The following is a 15,211-nucleotide window of genomic DNA, read 5'->3' on the forward strand; positions in this document are numbered from 1 at the left end:
TCACACCTTGGGAACCCTGGAAAGCCCGTCCGCCCCGGGCCGGCCCCGTAAATTGTCCGGGTGAGCATCTCCTGGGCCGATTCGTACGTGGGGCAGTTGCGCGCCCTGGCCGGTGACCGGACGCTGATGTTCGTCGGCGCCCGCGCCGTGGTCCGCGACAACGCCGGACGCGTCCTGCTGATCCAGCGCTCCGACAACCACCAGTGGGCCCTGCCCGCCGGGGCGATGGAGCTGGGCGAGTCGATCGCCGACTGCGCCGTCCGCGAGGTGCGCGAGGAGACCGGCCTGCGCGCGCTGCGGGTCAGCGCCTTCGCGCTCTACACCGGCCCGGACCGCACCCACACCAACATGTACGGCCACACGTACCAGGTCTTCACGGCCGCGTTCCGGGTCGAGGAGTGGGACGGCGACCTGGCCCGGGTCACCGACGAGACCGTCGACGCCGGCTTCTTCCATCGGGAGCAGTTCCCGGCCCCGCTCTCCGCGAGCGTCTCGGAGACCCTCGCCGACCTCGACGTCTTCGAGCAGACCAACCGGCTGATCCTCAAGTGACCCGTCGCGTCCGCGCGACCTGATCCGCCCGGTCAGAGCAGGGTCTGGCTCTTCGCCTCCATCTCGGCGGCCGCCTCCTCCTTCGACTCCCGGGACAACGGCTTGCCGCCCGGGGCGGGGGCCTCGCCGCCGAGGCCGTCCGTGCCGCCGGTGGTGCCGCCCGGGCCCGCCCCGCGCAGCTTCTCGTTGGGCAGCGCCAGGGTGACCAGCACCGCCACGATCGCGATCAGGCCGGCGGTCAGGAAGACCAGGTGCAGCGACTCGACGAAGGCCGCCTGGACGGCCGCGCGTACCGGGGCGGGCAGGGCCAGGACGGTGGCCGGATCGTTGATCGAGACGTCCGCACCGCCGCTCGCCGCCACGGCGGCCTGCTGCTGCGGCGGCAACTGCGCGATCGCCCCGGGCAGCCGGTCGGCCAGCTCGGAGGTGAGCCGCGACGACAGCACCGCGCCGAGGATCGCGACGCCGAACGACCCGCCCAGCGACCGGAAGAACGTCGCCGACGACGTGCCGGCGCCCAGGTCCCGCGTCGAGACCGCGTTCTGCACGGCCAGGATCAGCGACTGCATGCACAGCCCCAGCCCGACGCCGATCACCACCATGAAGCCGAAGGCCACCCAGAGCGAGGTGCCCACCTCCAGCCGGGTGAACAGCAGCGTGCCGACGAGCAGCACCGCCGCGCCGGCCACGGGGAACCACTTGTACCGCCCGATCCGGCTCATCGCCCGGCCGGTGAGCACCGAGGTGACGATGATGCCGGCCATCATCGGCAGCATCAGCAGGCCGCTGCGGGTCGGCGAGGCGCCCTTGACGATCTGCAGGTAGAGCGGGATGAAGATGATCGACCCGAACATCACCAGGCCGAGCACGAAGCCGGCCGAGTTGGCCAGCGCGAAGGTGGCGCTGCGGAACAGTCGCAGCGGCAGGATCGGCTCCGCCACCCGGGCCTCCTGGAGCACGAAGAGCACGCCGAGCACCGCGCCGCCGGCGAGGAGCCCGACGATCACGCCCGAGCCCCAGGCGTACTCGTTGCCGCCCCAGCTCAGCGCGAGCAGCAGGCAGCTCACCCCCGCGACCAGCAGGGCCGCGCCGAGCCAGTCGATCGCGTGGTCGCGTCGGGTGAACGGGATCAGCCGCATCACCCGCGAGCACACCACGATCGCCAGGATCGCCAGCGGCACGTTGACGTAGAAGATCCACCGCCAGTCCGTCTCGGCGAAGTAGCCGCCGACCAGCGGCCCGGCGACCGACGAGAGGCCGAAGACCGCCCCGAACAGCCCCTGGTAGCGACCGCGATCCCGGGGCGCGACCACGTCCGAGATGATGGTGAACGCCAGCGTCATCAGGCCGCCGGCGCCGAGGCCCTGGATCCCGCGGGTGGCGATGAGCTGGGTCATGTCCTGCGACAGACCGGCCAGCAGCGAGCCGAGCAGGAACGTGCCGATGGAGAAGAGGAACACGGGACGGCGCCCGTACAGGTCGGCCATCTTGCCGTAGAGCGGCGTCGAGGCGGTGGAGGCGAGCAGGTACGCGGTCACCACCCACGAGTAGTGGTTGATGCCGCCCAGCTCGCCGACGATGGTCGGCAGGGCGGTGCCGACGATCGTCTGGTCGAGCGCGGCCAGCAGCATGCCGGTCATCAGGCCGAACATCAGCAGCCGGAGCTGGCGCCTGTCGAGCACCGGGGCTTCCGTGGTCATCCCAGGTCCTTTCCCCGCCCACCCGAAACATGCCGGCCGGCCGTCGCGTCGACCGGGAAACCGGCCCTGCGGCCTGCCGTCGACCGCACTGTCGACGAGGGGTCAGCGGTACGGGTGTGGCCCCGCGGCGGCCTCCCCGACGATCCTCGCGCAGAACGCCGGCCGGCACGGCGGAACGCCTGACGAAGCGCACCGCGTCGGCGTCGGTCCACGGGAGGTCGCCCGGTGCCCGACGCCCGCCGCCAGGGGGCCCCGGGTTTGACCCCGACACCTCGGGGGATCCCGGAGGGCATGGCAGGAGCAGCAGCGGAACAGCGCCGGCTCGCCACGGTGGTGGAGAGCTGGCTGGGGCGTCCCGTCCTGGTCATCGGCGACGCCATGCTCGACGACTGGCGGTTCGCCGAGTCGGACCGGCTCTGCCGGGAGGCGCCCGCCCCCGTCCTCACCCTGCGGCGGCGGATCTCCGCGGCCGGCGGGGCGGCGAACACCGCGGTGAACGTCGCCGCGCTCGGCGGCCGCGCGGTGCTGGTGGCACCGGTCGGCGCGGACGTCGCCGGGGACGAACTGCACGACTGTCTGGACCGGGCCGGCGTCTGGGACCGTACGGTGAACCAGCCCGGCCGCCCGACGCCGGTGAAGCGGCGGATGCTGGCCGGCAACCAGATCCTGCTGCGGGAGGACTCCGGCGACCCCGACGACGCGCTCGACGACGACGGGGTGGCCCGGCTGCTCACCGCGCTGGAGTGCGCCACGGAGGAGCTGCGCGCCGCCGCCGGCGGCGAGGCGCCGACCCTGGTGGTCTGCGACTACGGCCTGGGCGCGCTGCCCGCGCCGGTGCGCGCCTGGCTGGTCGCCCAGCGGGAGCGGTACGCGACGGTCGCGCTGGACGCCCACGACCTGGCCGACTGGCGCGGCCTCGCCCCGACCGTGGTGACCCCCAGCTTCGCCGAGGCGACCCGCCTGCTGGCCCGGGCCGCCGGCACCCGGGCGGCACACGGCCCCGAGCTGCACCTGGCCCACCCCGACGGCGACCCGGCCGACGGCCCCTCCGAGCTCACCGTGGGCGCGGCCCCGGGCGGCCTCGGGCCGCCGCACGACGCCCGCCACCGTGACGGGCTGGCCGGCGACCTCCCCGGCCTCGCCGTCGGTGAGACGGGCCTGACCGGCGACGTCCCGGGCCTGGCCGCTGGCGCAACGGGTCCGGTCGGCGGTGCTGTCGGGCCGACCGGCGAGCCGATGCCCGGCGAGGGCCGGGTGGCGATGACCGGGGACGGGACGACCGTGACCGGCACCGGTGTCACCGTGAACGCCACGGCCGGCGAGGGCGTCGACCGGGCGGAGCTGGCCGAGTCCCGCCTCGCCGAGTTGCGCGCACACACCGGCGCGGACGTGGTGGCGGTGACCCTGGACACCGACGGGGCGGTGGTCGGCGGGGCCGACGGCGAGCCCAGGCGCAGCCACAGCACCCCGGTGCCGGCCAGCCACGCCGTCGGGGCCGGGGACGCGTACCTGGCGGCGATGACGCTGGCGCTGGCCGCCGACGCGCCGCTGCCGACCGCCGCCCAGCTCGCCCAGCTCGCCGCGACCATCACCGTCTCGGACACCGGCACCTGCGTATGCCGCCGGGAGGACCTGCTCACGGCGCTGGACGTGCCGGTCGGCGGGGCCGGGAACCGGGCGCTGGTGGGCGCCGACGAGCTGGCCGCGATCGTCGCGGAGCACCGCCGGGCGGGCCGCTCGATCGTCTTCACCAACGGCTGCTTCGACGTGCTGCACCGCGGTCACGTGCGCTACCTGGAGCAGGCCCGGGCGCTCGGCGACCTGCTGGTGGTGGCGGTCAACTCCGACGGCAGCGTACGCCGGCTGAAGGGCCCGGACCGGCCGGTCAACCCGGTCGAGGACCGCGTCGCCCTGCTCGCCGCGCTGGCCTGCGTCGACCACGTGGTGGTCTTCGAGGAGGACTCCCCGGCCGGGCTGATCGAGACGGTCCGCCCCGACGTGTACGTCAAGGGCGGCGACTACCCGCCGGAGATGGTGCCGGAGGCGCCGCTGGTCCGCCGGCTCGGCGGGCAGGTCCGCACCCTCGGCTACGTGCCGGACCGGTCCACCTCGGCGATCATCGACCGGATCCGGTCGCACGGCCAGGAAGTCCAGGAGGACTCCTCCCTGACGAGCAAGCCGTCGTGAGCCGCCCGCTGGACCTCGGCACGGCCGAGCGGTTCCGCGCCGAGCGGCTGGTCGACGTGCTGATCCCGACCCGCAACCGCCCGGCCGAGCTGGCGGTCACGCTCTCCGGGCTGGCGGCCCAGGAGGGGGTGCCCGGCTTCGGGGTGGTGGTCAGCGACCAGTCCGACGGGGCCGCCGCGTACCGGCACCCGGCGGCGGCCACCATGGTCCGGGCGCTGCGCCACCGGGGGCACCCGGTGCTGCTGACCCGCCGGCTGCCCCGGCGCGGGCTGGCCGAGCACCGGGCCTTCCTGCTGGCCGCCTCCGCCGCCCGGTACGTGCTCTGCCTCGACGACGACGTCTGGCTGGAGCCGGGCACGCTGCGCCGGCTGGTCACCGCCATCGAGGAGCTGGGCTGCGGCTTCGTCGGCAACGCCGTGCACGGGCTGTCGTACGCCGACGACGTCCGGCCGGAGACGCACCGGCACTACGAGGAGTGGACCGGCCGTCCCACGCCGGAGCGGATCCGCCCGGGCACCCCGGAGTGGGACCGGGCGGCGATCCACCCGGCGGCGAACCTGCTGCACGTCACGCGGCAGCTGGACCTGCCGCCGGGGGCCTGGCGGGCGTACAAGGTGTCCTGGATCGGCGGCTGCGTGCTCTACGACCGCGCCAAGCTCGTCGACTCCGGCGGGTTCGACTTCTGGCGGCGGGTGCAGGAGAAGCACCAGGGCGAGGACGTCGCGGCCCAGCTCGCCGTGCTGGCGCGCCACGGTGGCGCCGGCGTCCTGCCCAGCGGCGCGTACCACCTGGAGTCGCCGACGACGGTCACCGACCGGGACGTGGAGGCGTGGGAGGTCGTGCTCGCCGAGGAGGACGCCGCCCAGCCGGCCTGAGCCGGCGCCGTCGGCCGCGACGAGCGGCGGCGGGTCAGGGCGCGCCGGGTTCGGGGCGCAGCAGCTCGCGGGCCGCCTCCACCACCTCGACCACCGGTACGTCGGTGACGAACGAGTCCCGGTGCGGACACTCGCCGTCGCCCGGCCGGTGCGGGTAGATGCCGGGGGTGCAGTCGACCCCGCAGACCGGGCAGCGCACCGTCCACGAGCTGATCGGGCGGTGCCGGCCGCGCAGCAGGTTCGCCACGGTGATCAGGTTGCCGACCCAGTAGATGCCGACGGTCGCGGTGCCCACGGCGGCCGCCAGGTGCAGCGGCCCGGTGTCGTTGGAGATCACCAGCTCGCAGCCGGCGTAGCAACCGGCCAAGCCGCCGAGGCTGAGCGTGCCCACCTGCGGCCGGAGCGGCACCCCGGCCACCGCGACGACCCGGTCCACCACCTCCCGCTCCGCGGGCGTGCCGGTGACCAGCACCTCGTACCCGTCGGCGACCAGTTCCCGGGCGACCTCGGCGAAGCGTTCGGCGGGCCAGCGCCGCCGGGTGTCCGTCGCGCCGGGGTGCAGCGCCACCCTCGGCCGCCGCGGCGGGCCGAGCACCTCGGCCGCCTCGGCCCGGTCGGCGTCGGTGAGCGACAGCGTCGGGACGACCGTCGTGGCCGGCGCACCCACCAGCGCGGCCACCTCCAGGTAGCGGATCACCTCGTGCTGGTAGTACACGTACCGGATCCAGCGGTCCAGCGGCGGCGCGTCCTCGGCGCGCAGCCCGGCGGTGACCCGGGCGCCGAGGTCGGCGACGACCGGGTTGGAGTTGGCGCCGCCGCCGTGCAGTTGCAGCGCGAGGTCGAAGCGCTCCTTGCGGGCCGCGGCGAGGAAGTCGTCCATCGACGACTCCGGCTCGCCCTGCTCGGGGTGGCGGATACCGGGCGCGGGCGGCACCACCAGCACCCGGTCCACCGGGCCGGGCCGGTCACGCCAGAGCTTCGCGTGCCACGGCGCGCCGAGCAGCACGATCTCCGCTTCCGGGTACGCGGCGCGCAGCGAATCCAGCGCCGGGAGGATGAAGATGAAGTCGCCGAGCGCGTTGGCGCGCAGCACGGCGATCCGCTCGACGTCGGGCACGCGCCCGGCGACCGGGCCGAGCAGGTCCGGGGTGACCACGGCGCCCCGCTACGGCCGGTCGGTCTCGCCGACGGCGGTGTCCGGGTGGTGCATCTCGCGGTCGGCGGCCGGGTCGACGACGGTCCGCGTACCCGCGGCGGGGCGGGCGCCGGCACGGCCGACGGTGATGGTGCGCGGCGCGGGCCGGGCGGCCCGGGGCAGCCGGACCCGGAGCAGGCCGTGGTCCATCACGGCGTCGATGGCGTCCGGGTCCACCCGGGCGGGCAGGTCGACCCGGTACTCGAAGCCCCGCGTCTCGAAGCCGCCGGGGATGCCGTGGTCGGCGTTGACCTCGGCCTCGGAGCGGGCCCGGACGCACAGCTCGCGGTCGTCCAGCTCGACCGCCACCTCCTCCGGCGCCACGCCGGGCAGCCGCACCACGACCTCCCAGCCGTCGGCGGTCTCGGCCAGCTCGACGTCCGGCGGCCCGGCCCGCCCGCCGACCAGCCGGCGCAGCTCGGACCGCAGGGACTGCAACTCGCCCATCGGATCCCAGCCCTGCTGGCGGCCGCGCCAGCCCCGGCCGGCCCCCTCGCTCTGCTCGCTCATGCCAGCCCTCCGCTGCGCTCGCTCATCGCACCTCTCCGATCCGCTGGGTGGCCGCCGGCGGCCGCAGCGAGCTGGGCGCGTCCAGGCCGGCCTCCCGGTCCACGCCGACGCCGAGCCGGTCGACCAGTTCCCCGCCGAGCCAGGCGCTGATGCCGAGGATCGCCAGCGCGACCACCTCGATGGCGATCAGCGCGCCACCGGCGGCCCGGGAGTCGGCGTTGAGCCGCACCGCCCAGATCGCGGCGAACAGCAGGATCACCGCCAGGTTGGCGGCGGCGTGGGTGAGCGCCACCCGCTTGGCGCGGGTCGCCGAGGGGATGGCCAGCAGGTCGAACGTCCCGGCCGCCGCGGCCAGCAGGCCGCCGACGAGGCCGACGGTGATGTTCCAGTACGCGACCTCGCCGAGGAAGTCCGGCCCGCCGACGGTGTCCACCACATCGAACAGGACCGCGGTGACCAGCAGGCCCACCGGGAACATCACCAGCATGGGGTGGACGGGGTGGCCCAACACCTTGAGTCGGCTCTCCACGCGGGCCTCCACTGCTCGGTCTCTCCGGGCGGGTCGGGTGAGGCGGTACCCCCGCCGCCGGCGGGCAAACCTCGCGCCGGCCCGTGCCCCATAGGCTGGACGGACGGCGGCGGGCACGCCGCCACCGGAATCAACGCACGGGGGAGAGCCACGTGACGGTGGAGATCACGTCGCACGAGGAGCTGCGCGAGCTCCTGGGAGCGCCGATGCCGCGGGCGCTCGACAAGGAGCGGCCCGTCCTGCACCCCAGGGACCGGCAGTGGCTCGCGGCGTCGCCGTTCTGCCTGGTGGCGACGGCCGGCGCGGACGGCACCTGCGACGTGTCGCCGAAGGGCGACCCGCCCGGCTTCACGCTGGTGCTGGACGACCGGACCATCGCCATTCCGGAGCGGCCGGGCAACCGGCGCGCGGACGGCTACCGCAACATCCTGGACAACCCGCACGTCGGGCTGATCTTCCTGATCCCGGGGCGCACCGACACGCTGCGGATCAACGGCCGGGCCCGGTTGGTCCGCGACGCCCCGTGGTTCGACGACATGGTCGTGAAGGGCCACCGCCCCGTCCTGGCCGTGGTGGTGGAGGTCGAGCAGATCTTCTACCACTGCGCCAAGGCGTTCCTGCGGTCCCAGCTGTGGCAGCCGGAGACCTGGCGGCCGGACGCACTGCCCTCCCGGGCCCGGCTGGTCAAGGAGCTGGAGGCGCCCGGCGAGAGCCTGGCGGCCCTGGAGCGCCACTACGGCCCGGACTACGTCAAGAGCATCTACGCCTGACCTCGGCCGGCGTCAGCCGGCCCGACAGCGTGCACGCCGACCGAGCCGGTTCGCCGGGATCCGGCGGAACGGCACTGTGGATACGACGGCGGGTGCGCTCGCCCGGGTGCTCCTCCCGCCGGTCCCCCGCCCGCTCGGCCTGCCGGAGCGGGCCGACTGAACCGGCCGGACGTTTGGGGTGGCCGGCGAGGGTACTGATACGGGGACGGCCCGGCGCGTCATGCGGCGCCACCCCCTGGACACGGGTCGAGGAAGGACGGACCTCCCATGCCCACGCGAAGCAGCTCGGGATCGACCGCGACCAAGAATCCCCCGGGCAACCAGACGCCGAACACCCCGGACATCAACGAGAGCGAGATCGCCCGGATGAAGGTCGACGACCTGCGCGACCGGCTCCGCCGCCGCGGCGTCACCGACACCGCCGACATGAAGAAGGACGACCTGGTCAAGGCCCTCGTCAAGAGCATGAAGGCCGGCACCGGCCGCGCCGGCGGTTCGGGCAGCGGCGCCAAGGCCGGCGCGGGCGGCGGCCGCTCGTCGTCGAACGGCAACCCGCCCGGCAACCAGACGCCGAACACCCCGGACATCAACGAGAGCGAGATCGCCCGGATGAAGGTCGACGACCTGCGCGACCGGCTCCGCCGCCGCGGCGTCACCGACACCGCCGACATGAAGAAGGACGACCTGGTCAAGGCCCTCGTCAAGAGCATGAAGGCCGGCTCCGGCGCGTCGGGCGCCTCCCGATCGACCGGCTCGTCGGGCTCCTCGTCCGACGGCATCCGGACCGGCGCGCAGACCTCCAAGTCGCTGAAGTACTCGCAGGTCATCGACTCCGTGGACGACGAGCCGGAGCGGCCCGGCCGCAGCCTGGTCACCACCGACCACGAGGTCATCCGGCAGTGGGCCGAGGCCCGCAAGGGTGTGCCGTGCACCGTCGACGGCACCGACCACGACGGCCACGCCGGCGTCCTGCGCTTCGACTTCCCGGCCAACGGCCGCGAGGACCGGCTGCGCGAGATCAGCTGGGAGGAGTGGTTCGACGCCTTCGACAAGCGCCGGCTGAACTTCATCTACCAGGAGGAACGCTCCGACGGCAGGCAGAGCAACTTCTTCCGGCTGGAGAGCCCGGACCGCGAGGACGGCTGAGCCCGTCGTACCGGCCGCCAGGCCCGGGTCAGCACCCCCGCTGACCCGGGCCTTCGCGTGCCGGCCCGGCCGTCCGATGTGGTGTTCCGGCAGGTCCGGCGATTGAGCGCCCTCGCTGGGGGTAGGAGTTCAGACAGACGAGGGACGGCTCTCCCCTCCGACGAGAGCAATTCGACCAACGAGGAGGATCACCCGTGACCACGAAGGTCGAGAAGTCCATCGAAGTGCAGGTTCCGGTGAGCACCGCGTACAACCAGTGGACGCAGTTCGAGGAGTTCCCCCGCTTCATGGGGGGCGTCCGCGAGGTGCGCCAGCTCGACGACCGGCGGATGCACTGGGTCGCCGAGATCGCCGGCGTCCAGCGCGAGTGGGACGCGACGGTCCTGGAGCAGGTGCCCGACCAGAAGGTGGCCTGGGCGGCCACCGAGGGCGCGACGAACGCGGGGGCGGTCTACTTCCAGCCCGTCGGCCCCGACCGCACGATGGTCCAGCTGCACCTCGAGTACGAGCCCGAGGGGCTGGTCGAGAAGGCCGGCGACAAGCTGAACATCGTCGAGCGGCAGGCCGAGTCGGACCTGCGGAAGTTCAAGTCGTACATCGAGGAGCGCGGCGTGGAGACCGGGGCCTGGCGCGGCACGGTCGACAGCGGCCTCGGTGTGGGCACGCCGGGCGTCGAGCACGCGGCGGCGACCCGCGGCGACAGCGGCAAGGCCGGGGTGTCCGGCAAGGCCGTGGCCGCGGGCGCGGCGGTGGCCGGGGCGGCGGCGGCCGGAGCCGCCGCGGCCGCGAAGCGCCGCTCGGACACCGACGAGGACGACCGTCCGGCCACCACGAGCGACACCGCCTACGTGGTGACCGACGTCGAGGTCGTGCCGGAGCCCGGCGCCGTCGGCTACCCGCACCGCACGATGTGACCCATCCCCGTACGCCTGAAGGCGTCAGCGAACGGCCCAGGTCCCCGGGACCTGGGCCTTCGCTCGTGCGCTCCCGGTCCTCCCCCCGGCCGGCTCCGCCACGGCTGCCGTGCGCGTGTGGGCCGGCCCGGTGGGCGGGCTGCGTCAGGCGGGCTCCGCGACGACCATCCACAGGTGGCCGTCCGGATCGGCGAAGGCGCCCGTGTATCCCCACGGCCGCTGTTCCGGCTCGACGACGACCTCCGCGCCGGCGGCCCGGGCCCGCTCGATCAACCGGGTCGCCTCCTCCGGTGTCGCCGCCGGGAGGCTGAGGACGCACTCGCTCTGCCCGCGCGGGGCGATTTCGTGGGAACCGATGACCCAGCCGAATCCGCCGGTCGGCACCAGCATGACCCGCAGGCCGTCGTTGACCGCGAACTGCAACGGCTCGGGGACGCCGTCCTCCGCCGGCTCCCCGACGGCGTCCAGGCCGAGCCCGTCGGAGTAGAAGCGGTACGAGGTCGGCCGGTCGGCGATCGGCAGGCTGACGACGACCGGTGCGTACTGCATGAGGCTGCCTCCAGAGGGCTCGCGTAACGAGGTGTCGTCAGGGTGGACGCGGCGGGCCGAGGAAACTCATCGCTCCAGTTGCGCCCGCAGGCCGTGGCGGTCTATCTGGATCCAATACTCCACGATGAGCCCGTCGACCACCCGGTAGACCGCGCTGGTCAGCTGGGTCACCGGCGCGCCGGTGGGCGCCCGGCCGTCGACCTCGCCGACATGGTGCCCCCGCTGCGTCCAGCGGGCGTAGACCTTGTCGCCGGAGCCGAAGAGCTCGTCGACGGTGAGGGTGAACGGGCCGTACGCGTCGAGCATCTCGGCCACGTGCTCCGCGTACTGTTGCGGGCTCCGCCGGAGCACGGCCGGGTCCTCGGCCTGCACCTGATGGGCCGTCACCGTCGGGGCCATGAAGCGCCCGGCCCGGGACGGGTCGACGCCGGACCGGACCACCTCGAGGAACGACCGGACCACGGCGACCGGATCACTGTTCATCCCCGCAGTATCCCCCTGGTCGTCGCGGAGCCGGCTGGCGCCGCCGCGCGCGGACGTGGCACGGCGGCGGTCACTCGCTCCAGCCCGCCGGGTTGGTGCAGGACTCCCGCGAGATCCCCGAGCCGGTCTCCGGCCAGCCGCCGAAGCGCTCGTCGTGCAGGTGGGCGAAGAAGTAGCACAGGCCCTCGCACTCGCCGTCCGGGACGGCCACGGCGGGATCGGCGCTGACCGCCTCGTAGAACTCGCGCCCGAGGGCGACGATGTATCCCCGGCAGTAGAGGAATCCGTCGTCGGAGCCGTCGGTCACGTCGTGGACGTCGGCTCGGTCGATGTCGTGCAGCTTGCGCTCCACCACCCGGTCCAGGTCGGTCAGCTCGCGGCTGGACAGGTCGACGGTGAGCTGGCGGAGGCTGTCGAGGAACGGGTCGAGCCACGCGTCGAGGGCGTAGCGGCAGTCGTCATCGTCGTCGGCCTCCGGATCCCGGGTCAGCAGCGCCCGGCGGAGCGCGGCGGGCTCGGGGCCGAGCCGCTCCCACGCGGACTCGACGAGGGCCCAGAACCGGGCCTCGTCCTCGGCGCTCGGCAGCTTCGCGACACCACTGGCAAGGTCAGTCACGGCGGGAGCGTAGCGACCGCGACCGACATTCCCGCGGCGTCGATTCTGCCGCCGTCCCGGGCGGTCCGTCCCGGCCCGGCCGTACGGGAACGCTTCACGGCCTTGCCGCCGGGGGCGTCGGGTGGAAGCGTTGCCGGTACGCCGTCGGTGTCGTGCCGAGCACGCGGTGGAACGCGCGGCGCAGCGTTTCGGCGGAGCCGAAGCCGGTGGCGCGGGCGATCGCGGCGACGCTCGCGTCACCGGACTCCAGCAGTGCGCGGGCCGCCTGGATCCGCACCTGCTCGACGTACTGGCCCGGGGTGCGGCCCAGCTCGCGGCGGAACAGCCGGGTGAGGTGCCGCTCGCTGACCAGCGCCAGGTTGGCCAGCGTGCCGAGCCGGTGGTCGCCGTCGGGCCGGCTGGTGACCGCGTCGAACACGACCCGCAGCACGGGATGCTGCGTCGCCGGTACGAGGTGCGGGTCGCTGAACTGCGACTGCCCACCGGCGCGCCGCGGGAAGACCACCAGGTGCCGGGCCACGGTGCGGGCGCGGTCGGCGCCGTGGTCCTCCTCGACGAGCGCGAGGGCGAGGTCGATGCCGGCGGTCATCCCGGCCGAGGTGCGTACCCGGCCGTCGCGGACGTGGATCGCGTCCGGCTCGACGGTGACGTCGGGAAAGCGTGCCGCGAACTCGGCGCAGGAGTTCCAGTGGGTGGTGGCCCGGCGTCCGGCCAGGAACCCGGCCTCGGCGAGCAGGAAGGCGCCGGTGCAGACGGACGCCACCCGGCGCGCCCCGGCGCCGATACGGCGCACCTGACCGGCCGCGGCGGGGTCGGCGTCGAGGCTGAGCACGCCCGGCACGAGCAGCGTGTCGACCGGCGGGCGGATGTCGGACAGGGCGAGGTCGGCGCCGAGCGGCATGCCGACGTCGGTCCGCACCGGGCGCCCGTCGGGTGAGGCGACGAGGATCCGGTAGCCACCGGCGCCGTGCAGCACCTGCATCGGCCCGGCCAGGTCGAGCAGCACGACGTCCGGCCGGACCACCAGCACGACGGTGCGGGAGGTGCCGGCGCTCATGATCGGCCAGTCTGCGCCGGCCGGGCGAGGTCCGCAAGGACCCGGTGCCCACCGAAGCGGACCTGCCGCCCACGCTGCCGGACCTCGTCGACCGGCCCGGGAACCGCCGCCGCGACCGGGCCGACCGTATCGACATGACAGCGTCACACTCGAACCATCCGCCCGGCCCGCGGCCGGTGACCTCCCGCCGCGCGGTGCTCGGCGTCTCGGCGGCGGCGCTGGCCGGCGCCGCCGGCATGGTCGCCACCGTCGGGCGCGGCGACGAGCGGACACCGGCGCAGCCGCCGGCCACCGTGCCGTTCCACGGCCGCCACCAGGCCGGCATCGCCACGCCGAAGCAGCGGTACGTCGTCTTCGTCGGCTTCGACCTCGTCACCCGCGACGTGGCCGTGCTGCGGAACCTGCTGCGCGACTGGACCGCGGTCGCCGCCCGGGTCACCCAGGGGCACCGGCCGCCGCCCCGGGGCAACGCTCCGGCCGGCGCGGCCGTGGACAGCGGCGACGGCGACGGGCTCGCGCCCGCCCGGCTCACCGTGACGTTCGGCTTCGGGCCGGGCGTGTTCGACGCGCGGTTCGGTCTGGCCGCACAGCGGCCACCGGCGCTGCGCGACCTTCCGGCATTCGCCGGCGACCAGCTCGACCCGGCGTACAGCGGGGGTGACCTGGTCGCGCAGGTGTGCGCCGACGACCCGCAGCTGGCCAGCTACGCGGCCCGGCAGCTGCGCAGTCGGGTCATGGGCATCGCCACGCTGCGCTGGGTCCAGCAGGGCTTCCAGGGGTACCCGGCGGACGGCGGCACGCCGCGCAACCTGTTCGGGCAGAAGGACGGCACCGCGAATCCGGCGCCGGGCACGCCCGAGTTCGCCGAGACGGTGTGGGTGCCCGACGGCGCCGGTCCGGACTGGATGGCCGGCGGCACGTTCCTCGTCCTGCGCCGGATCCGGATGTCGCTGGCGATGTGGGATCTGACGCCGGCCGCGCAGCAGGACGCGATACTCGGCCGGCACCGCGACACCGGCGCGCCGCTCTCCGGTGGCTCCGAGTTCACGCCGCTCGACCTGGACCGCACCGGGCCCGGCGGCGCGCCGGTGATCCCGGCCGACGCCCACGTCCGCCTGGCCCGGCCGTTCAAGATGTTCCGCCGCGGCTTCAACTACGACGACGGGCCGCAGCCCGACGAGGCGCACACGCACCCGGCCGGCACCGAGCCGCACGACCACGCGACGCACCGGCACAACTACGACGCCGGGTTGCTGCTGGCCGTGTACGTGCGCGACCCCGGTACGCAGTTCGTCCCGGCGCAGGAGGCGCTGGCCCGCGCCGACCGGCTCGCCACGTTCACCACGCACGTCGGGAGCGGCGTCTGGGCTGTCCCGCCCGGCGCGGAGCCCGACGGCTACGTCGGCAAGACGCTGCTCGGCTGAGCCACGCCCGGCACCGCCGCACAGGAGAGGACCTTCCGGTGAACCCCTTCCACGACCTGCCGTTCCCGTCGACCGAGCTGGCGCTGGACACCGCGCGGTACGTCCGGCACCGCGCCGACCCGGCGATCTTCAACCACAGCATGCGGACGTACCTGTACGCGCGGTTCCTCGGCGAGCAGCGCGGCCTGCGTCCCGACCGCGACTACGACGACGAGCTGCTGTTCCTCGGCTGCGTCCTGCACGACGTCGGGCTGACCGACGACGGCGACGGCGACCAGCGCTTCGAACTCGACGGCGCCGACCTCGCCGCGCGCCACCTCACCGCGCACGGCGTGCCGCCGGACCGGGTCGAGATCGTCTGGGACGCGATCGCGCTGCACCTGTGCGGCGACATCCCGCTGCGCAAGCGGCCGGAGATCGCGTTGGTGTCGGCCGGTTCCGGGTACGACCTGCAGCCGGAGGGTCCGCCGCTGCCGGCCGGGGACGCCGACCGGATCCACGCCGTGCTGCCCCGCCTGCACGCCACCGTGGTGCTCCACGACGCGATCGTCGGCCAGGCGCTGGCCAAGCCGCACAAGGCGCCGCCGTTCAGCGTGCCGGGCGAGCTGGTCCGGCAGCACACCGGCGCGACGTGGCCGAGCTGGGAGCAGCTGATGCGGATGGAGCCGAGTTGGGGCGACTACCGGGACTGAGCGCCCGCCGCC

15 protein-coding genes and 1 pseudogene are annotated in these 15,211 nt (G+C 74.6%); 8 read left to right on the top strand and 8 right to left on the bottom strand.

Features of this window, described 5'->3' with window-relative positions:
- Positions 1-60 precede the first annotated feature (60 nt).
- The gene (locus ACSNOB_RS01200; RefSeq protein ID WP_393102125.1) at positions 61-552 is read left to right on the top strand and encodes an NUDIX domain-containing protein; all 492 of its coding nucleotides are present in this window, start codon (positions 61-63) and stop codon (positions 550-552) included.
- A gap of 32 nt (positions 553-584) precedes the next feature.
- Here the strand turns inward: ACSNOB_RS01200 and ACSNOB_RS01205 are convergent, their stop codons facing one another.
- Entirely contained in the window at positions 585-2,252 is a 1,668-nt protein-coding gene (locus tag ACSNOB_RS01205) for an MDR family MFS transporter (RefSeq protein ID WP_436684635.1), read from the bottom strand.
- Between the two features lie 291 nt (positions 2,253-2,543).
- Here ACSNOB_RS01205 and rfaE2 point away from each other — a divergent pair, with 291 nt between their 5' ends.
- Positions 2,544-4,439: a D-glycero-beta-D-manno-heptose 1-phosphate adenylyltransferase gene (gene rfaE2 / locus ACSNOB_RS01210; RefSeq protein ID WP_436684636.1), complete on the top strand. Its 1,896-nt coding sequence runs from the start codon at positions 2,544-2,546 to the stop codon at positions 4,437-4,439.
- The gene (locus ACSNOB_RS01215; RefSeq protein WP_436684638.1) at positions 4,436-5,314 is read left to right on the top strand and encodes a glycosyltransferase; all 879 of its coding nucleotides are present in this window, start codon (positions 4,436-4,438) and stop codon (positions 5,312-5,314) included. The genes rfaE2 and ACSNOB_RS01215 overlap by 4 nt, the downstream gene beginning before the upstream one ends.
- Positions 5,315-5,348: 34 nt before the next feature.
- On the opposite strand, the gene ACSNOB_RS01220 is transcribed toward ACSNOB_RS01215, so the two are convergent.
- The 3 genes from ACSNOB_RS01220 to ACSNOB_RS01230 are packed head-to-tail and all read right to left on the bottom strand — an operon-like array spanning position 5,349 to position 7,548.
- Positions 5,349-6,470: a glycosyltransferase family 9 protein gene (locus ACSNOB_RS01220; RefSeq protein ID WP_436684640.1), complete on the bottom strand. Its 1,122-nt coding sequence runs from the start codon at positions 6,468-6,470 to the stop codon at positions 5,349-5,351.
- Between the two features lie 9 nt (positions 6,471-6,479).
- A complete protein-coding gene (locus tag ACSNOB_RS01225) occupies positions 6,480-7,019 on the bottom strand; it encodes an Hsp20/alpha crystallin family protein (protein ID WP_436684641.1) in 540 nt (179 codons plus the stop codon).
- Positions 7,020-7,041: 22 nt separating this feature from the next.
- Positions 7,042-7,548: a DUF2231 domain-containing protein gene (locus tag ACSNOB_RS01230; RefSeq protein WP_393102119.1), complete on the bottom strand. Its 507-nt coding sequence runs from the start codon at positions 7,546-7,548 to the stop codon at positions 7,042-7,044.
- Positions 7,549-7,700: 152 nt separating this feature from the next.
- On the opposite strand from ACSNOB_RS01230, the gene ACSNOB_RS01235 reads away from it, so the two are divergent.
- From ACSNOB_RS01235 to ACSNOB_RS01245, 3 genes and pseudogenes are all read left to right on the top strand, one after another.
- Entirely contained in the window at positions 7,701-8,318 is a 618-nt protein-coding gene (locus ACSNOB_RS01235; protein ID WP_436684643.1) for a pyridoxamine 5'-phosphate oxidase family protein, read from the top strand.
- A gap of 267 nt (positions 8,319-8,585) precedes the next feature.
- Positions 8,586-9,464 carry a hypothetical protein gene (locus ACSNOB_RS01240; protein WP_436684645.1) on the top strand — a complete coding sequence of 293 codons (879 nt, stop codon included), beginning with the start codon at positions 8,586-8,588 and terminating at the stop codon, positions 9,462-9,464.
- 194 nt (positions 9,465-9,658) lie between these two features.
- A pseudogene (locus ACSNOB_RS01245) lies at positions 9,659-10,108 on the top strand (SRPBCC family protein); the annotation flags it as partial.
- Positions 10,109-10,522: 414 nt separating this feature from the next.
- Here the strand turns inward: ACSNOB_RS01245 and ACSNOB_RS01250 are convergent.
- The 4 genes from ACSNOB_RS01250 to ACSNOB_RS01265 all read right to left on the bottom strand — a co-directional run bounded on the left by ACSNOB_RS01250 (position 10,523) and on the right by ACSNOB_RS01265 (position 13,083).
- The gene (locus ACSNOB_RS01250) at positions 10,523-10,927 is read right to left on the bottom strand and encodes a VOC family protein (protein WP_436684646.1); all 405 of its coding nucleotides are present in this window, start codon (positions 10,925-10,927) and stop codon (positions 10,523-10,525) included.
- A gap of 66 nt (positions 10,928-10,993) precedes the next feature.
- On the bottom strand, positions 10,994-11,410 hold the full coding sequence (locus tag ACSNOB_RS01255; protein ID WP_436684647.1) for an ester cyclase: 417 nt from the start codon (positions 11,408-11,410) through the stop codon (positions 10,994-10,996).
- A gap of 70 nt (positions 11,411-11,480) precedes the next feature.
- On the bottom strand, positions 11,481-12,026 hold the full coding sequence (locus ACSNOB_RS01260; protein WP_436684648.1) for a DUF4240 domain-containing protein: 546 nt from the start codon (positions 12,024-12,026) through the stop codon (positions 11,481-11,483).
- Positions 12,027-12,120: 94 nt separating this feature from the next.
- Positions 12,121-13,083 (bottom strand): GlxA family transcriptional regulator, encoded by a 963-nt coding sequence (locus ACSNOB_RS01265; protein WP_436684649.1) that lies wholly within the window; start codon positions 13,081-13,083, stop codon positions 12,121-12,123.
- Between the two features lie 44 nt (positions 13,084-13,127).
- Between ACSNOB_RS01265 and ACSNOB_RS01270 the strand changes: the two genes are divergently transcribed.
- Both ACSNOB_RS01270 and ACSNOB_RS01275 read left to right on the top strand, forming a co-directional pair.
- Positions 13,128-14,507: a Dyp-type peroxidase gene (locus ACSNOB_RS01270; protein ID WP_436684650.1), complete on the top strand. Its 1,380-nt coding sequence runs from the start codon at positions 13,128-13,130 to the stop codon at positions 14,505-14,507.
- 38 nt (positions 14,508-14,545) lie between these two features.
- Positions 14,546-15,199: an HD domain-containing protein gene (locus ACSNOB_RS01275; protein ID WP_436684652.1), complete on the top strand. Its 654-nt coding sequence runs from the start codon at positions 14,546-14,548 to the stop codon at positions 15,197-15,199.
- The last annotated feature ends 12 nt before the right edge of the window (positions 15,200-15,211 follow it).

Origin of the sequence: Micromonospora sp. URMC 106 (assembly GCF_051386395.1) — a bacterium.
Classification (GTDB): domain Bacteria; phylum Actinomycetota; class Actinomycetes; order Mycobacteriales; family Micromonosporaceae; genus Micromonospora.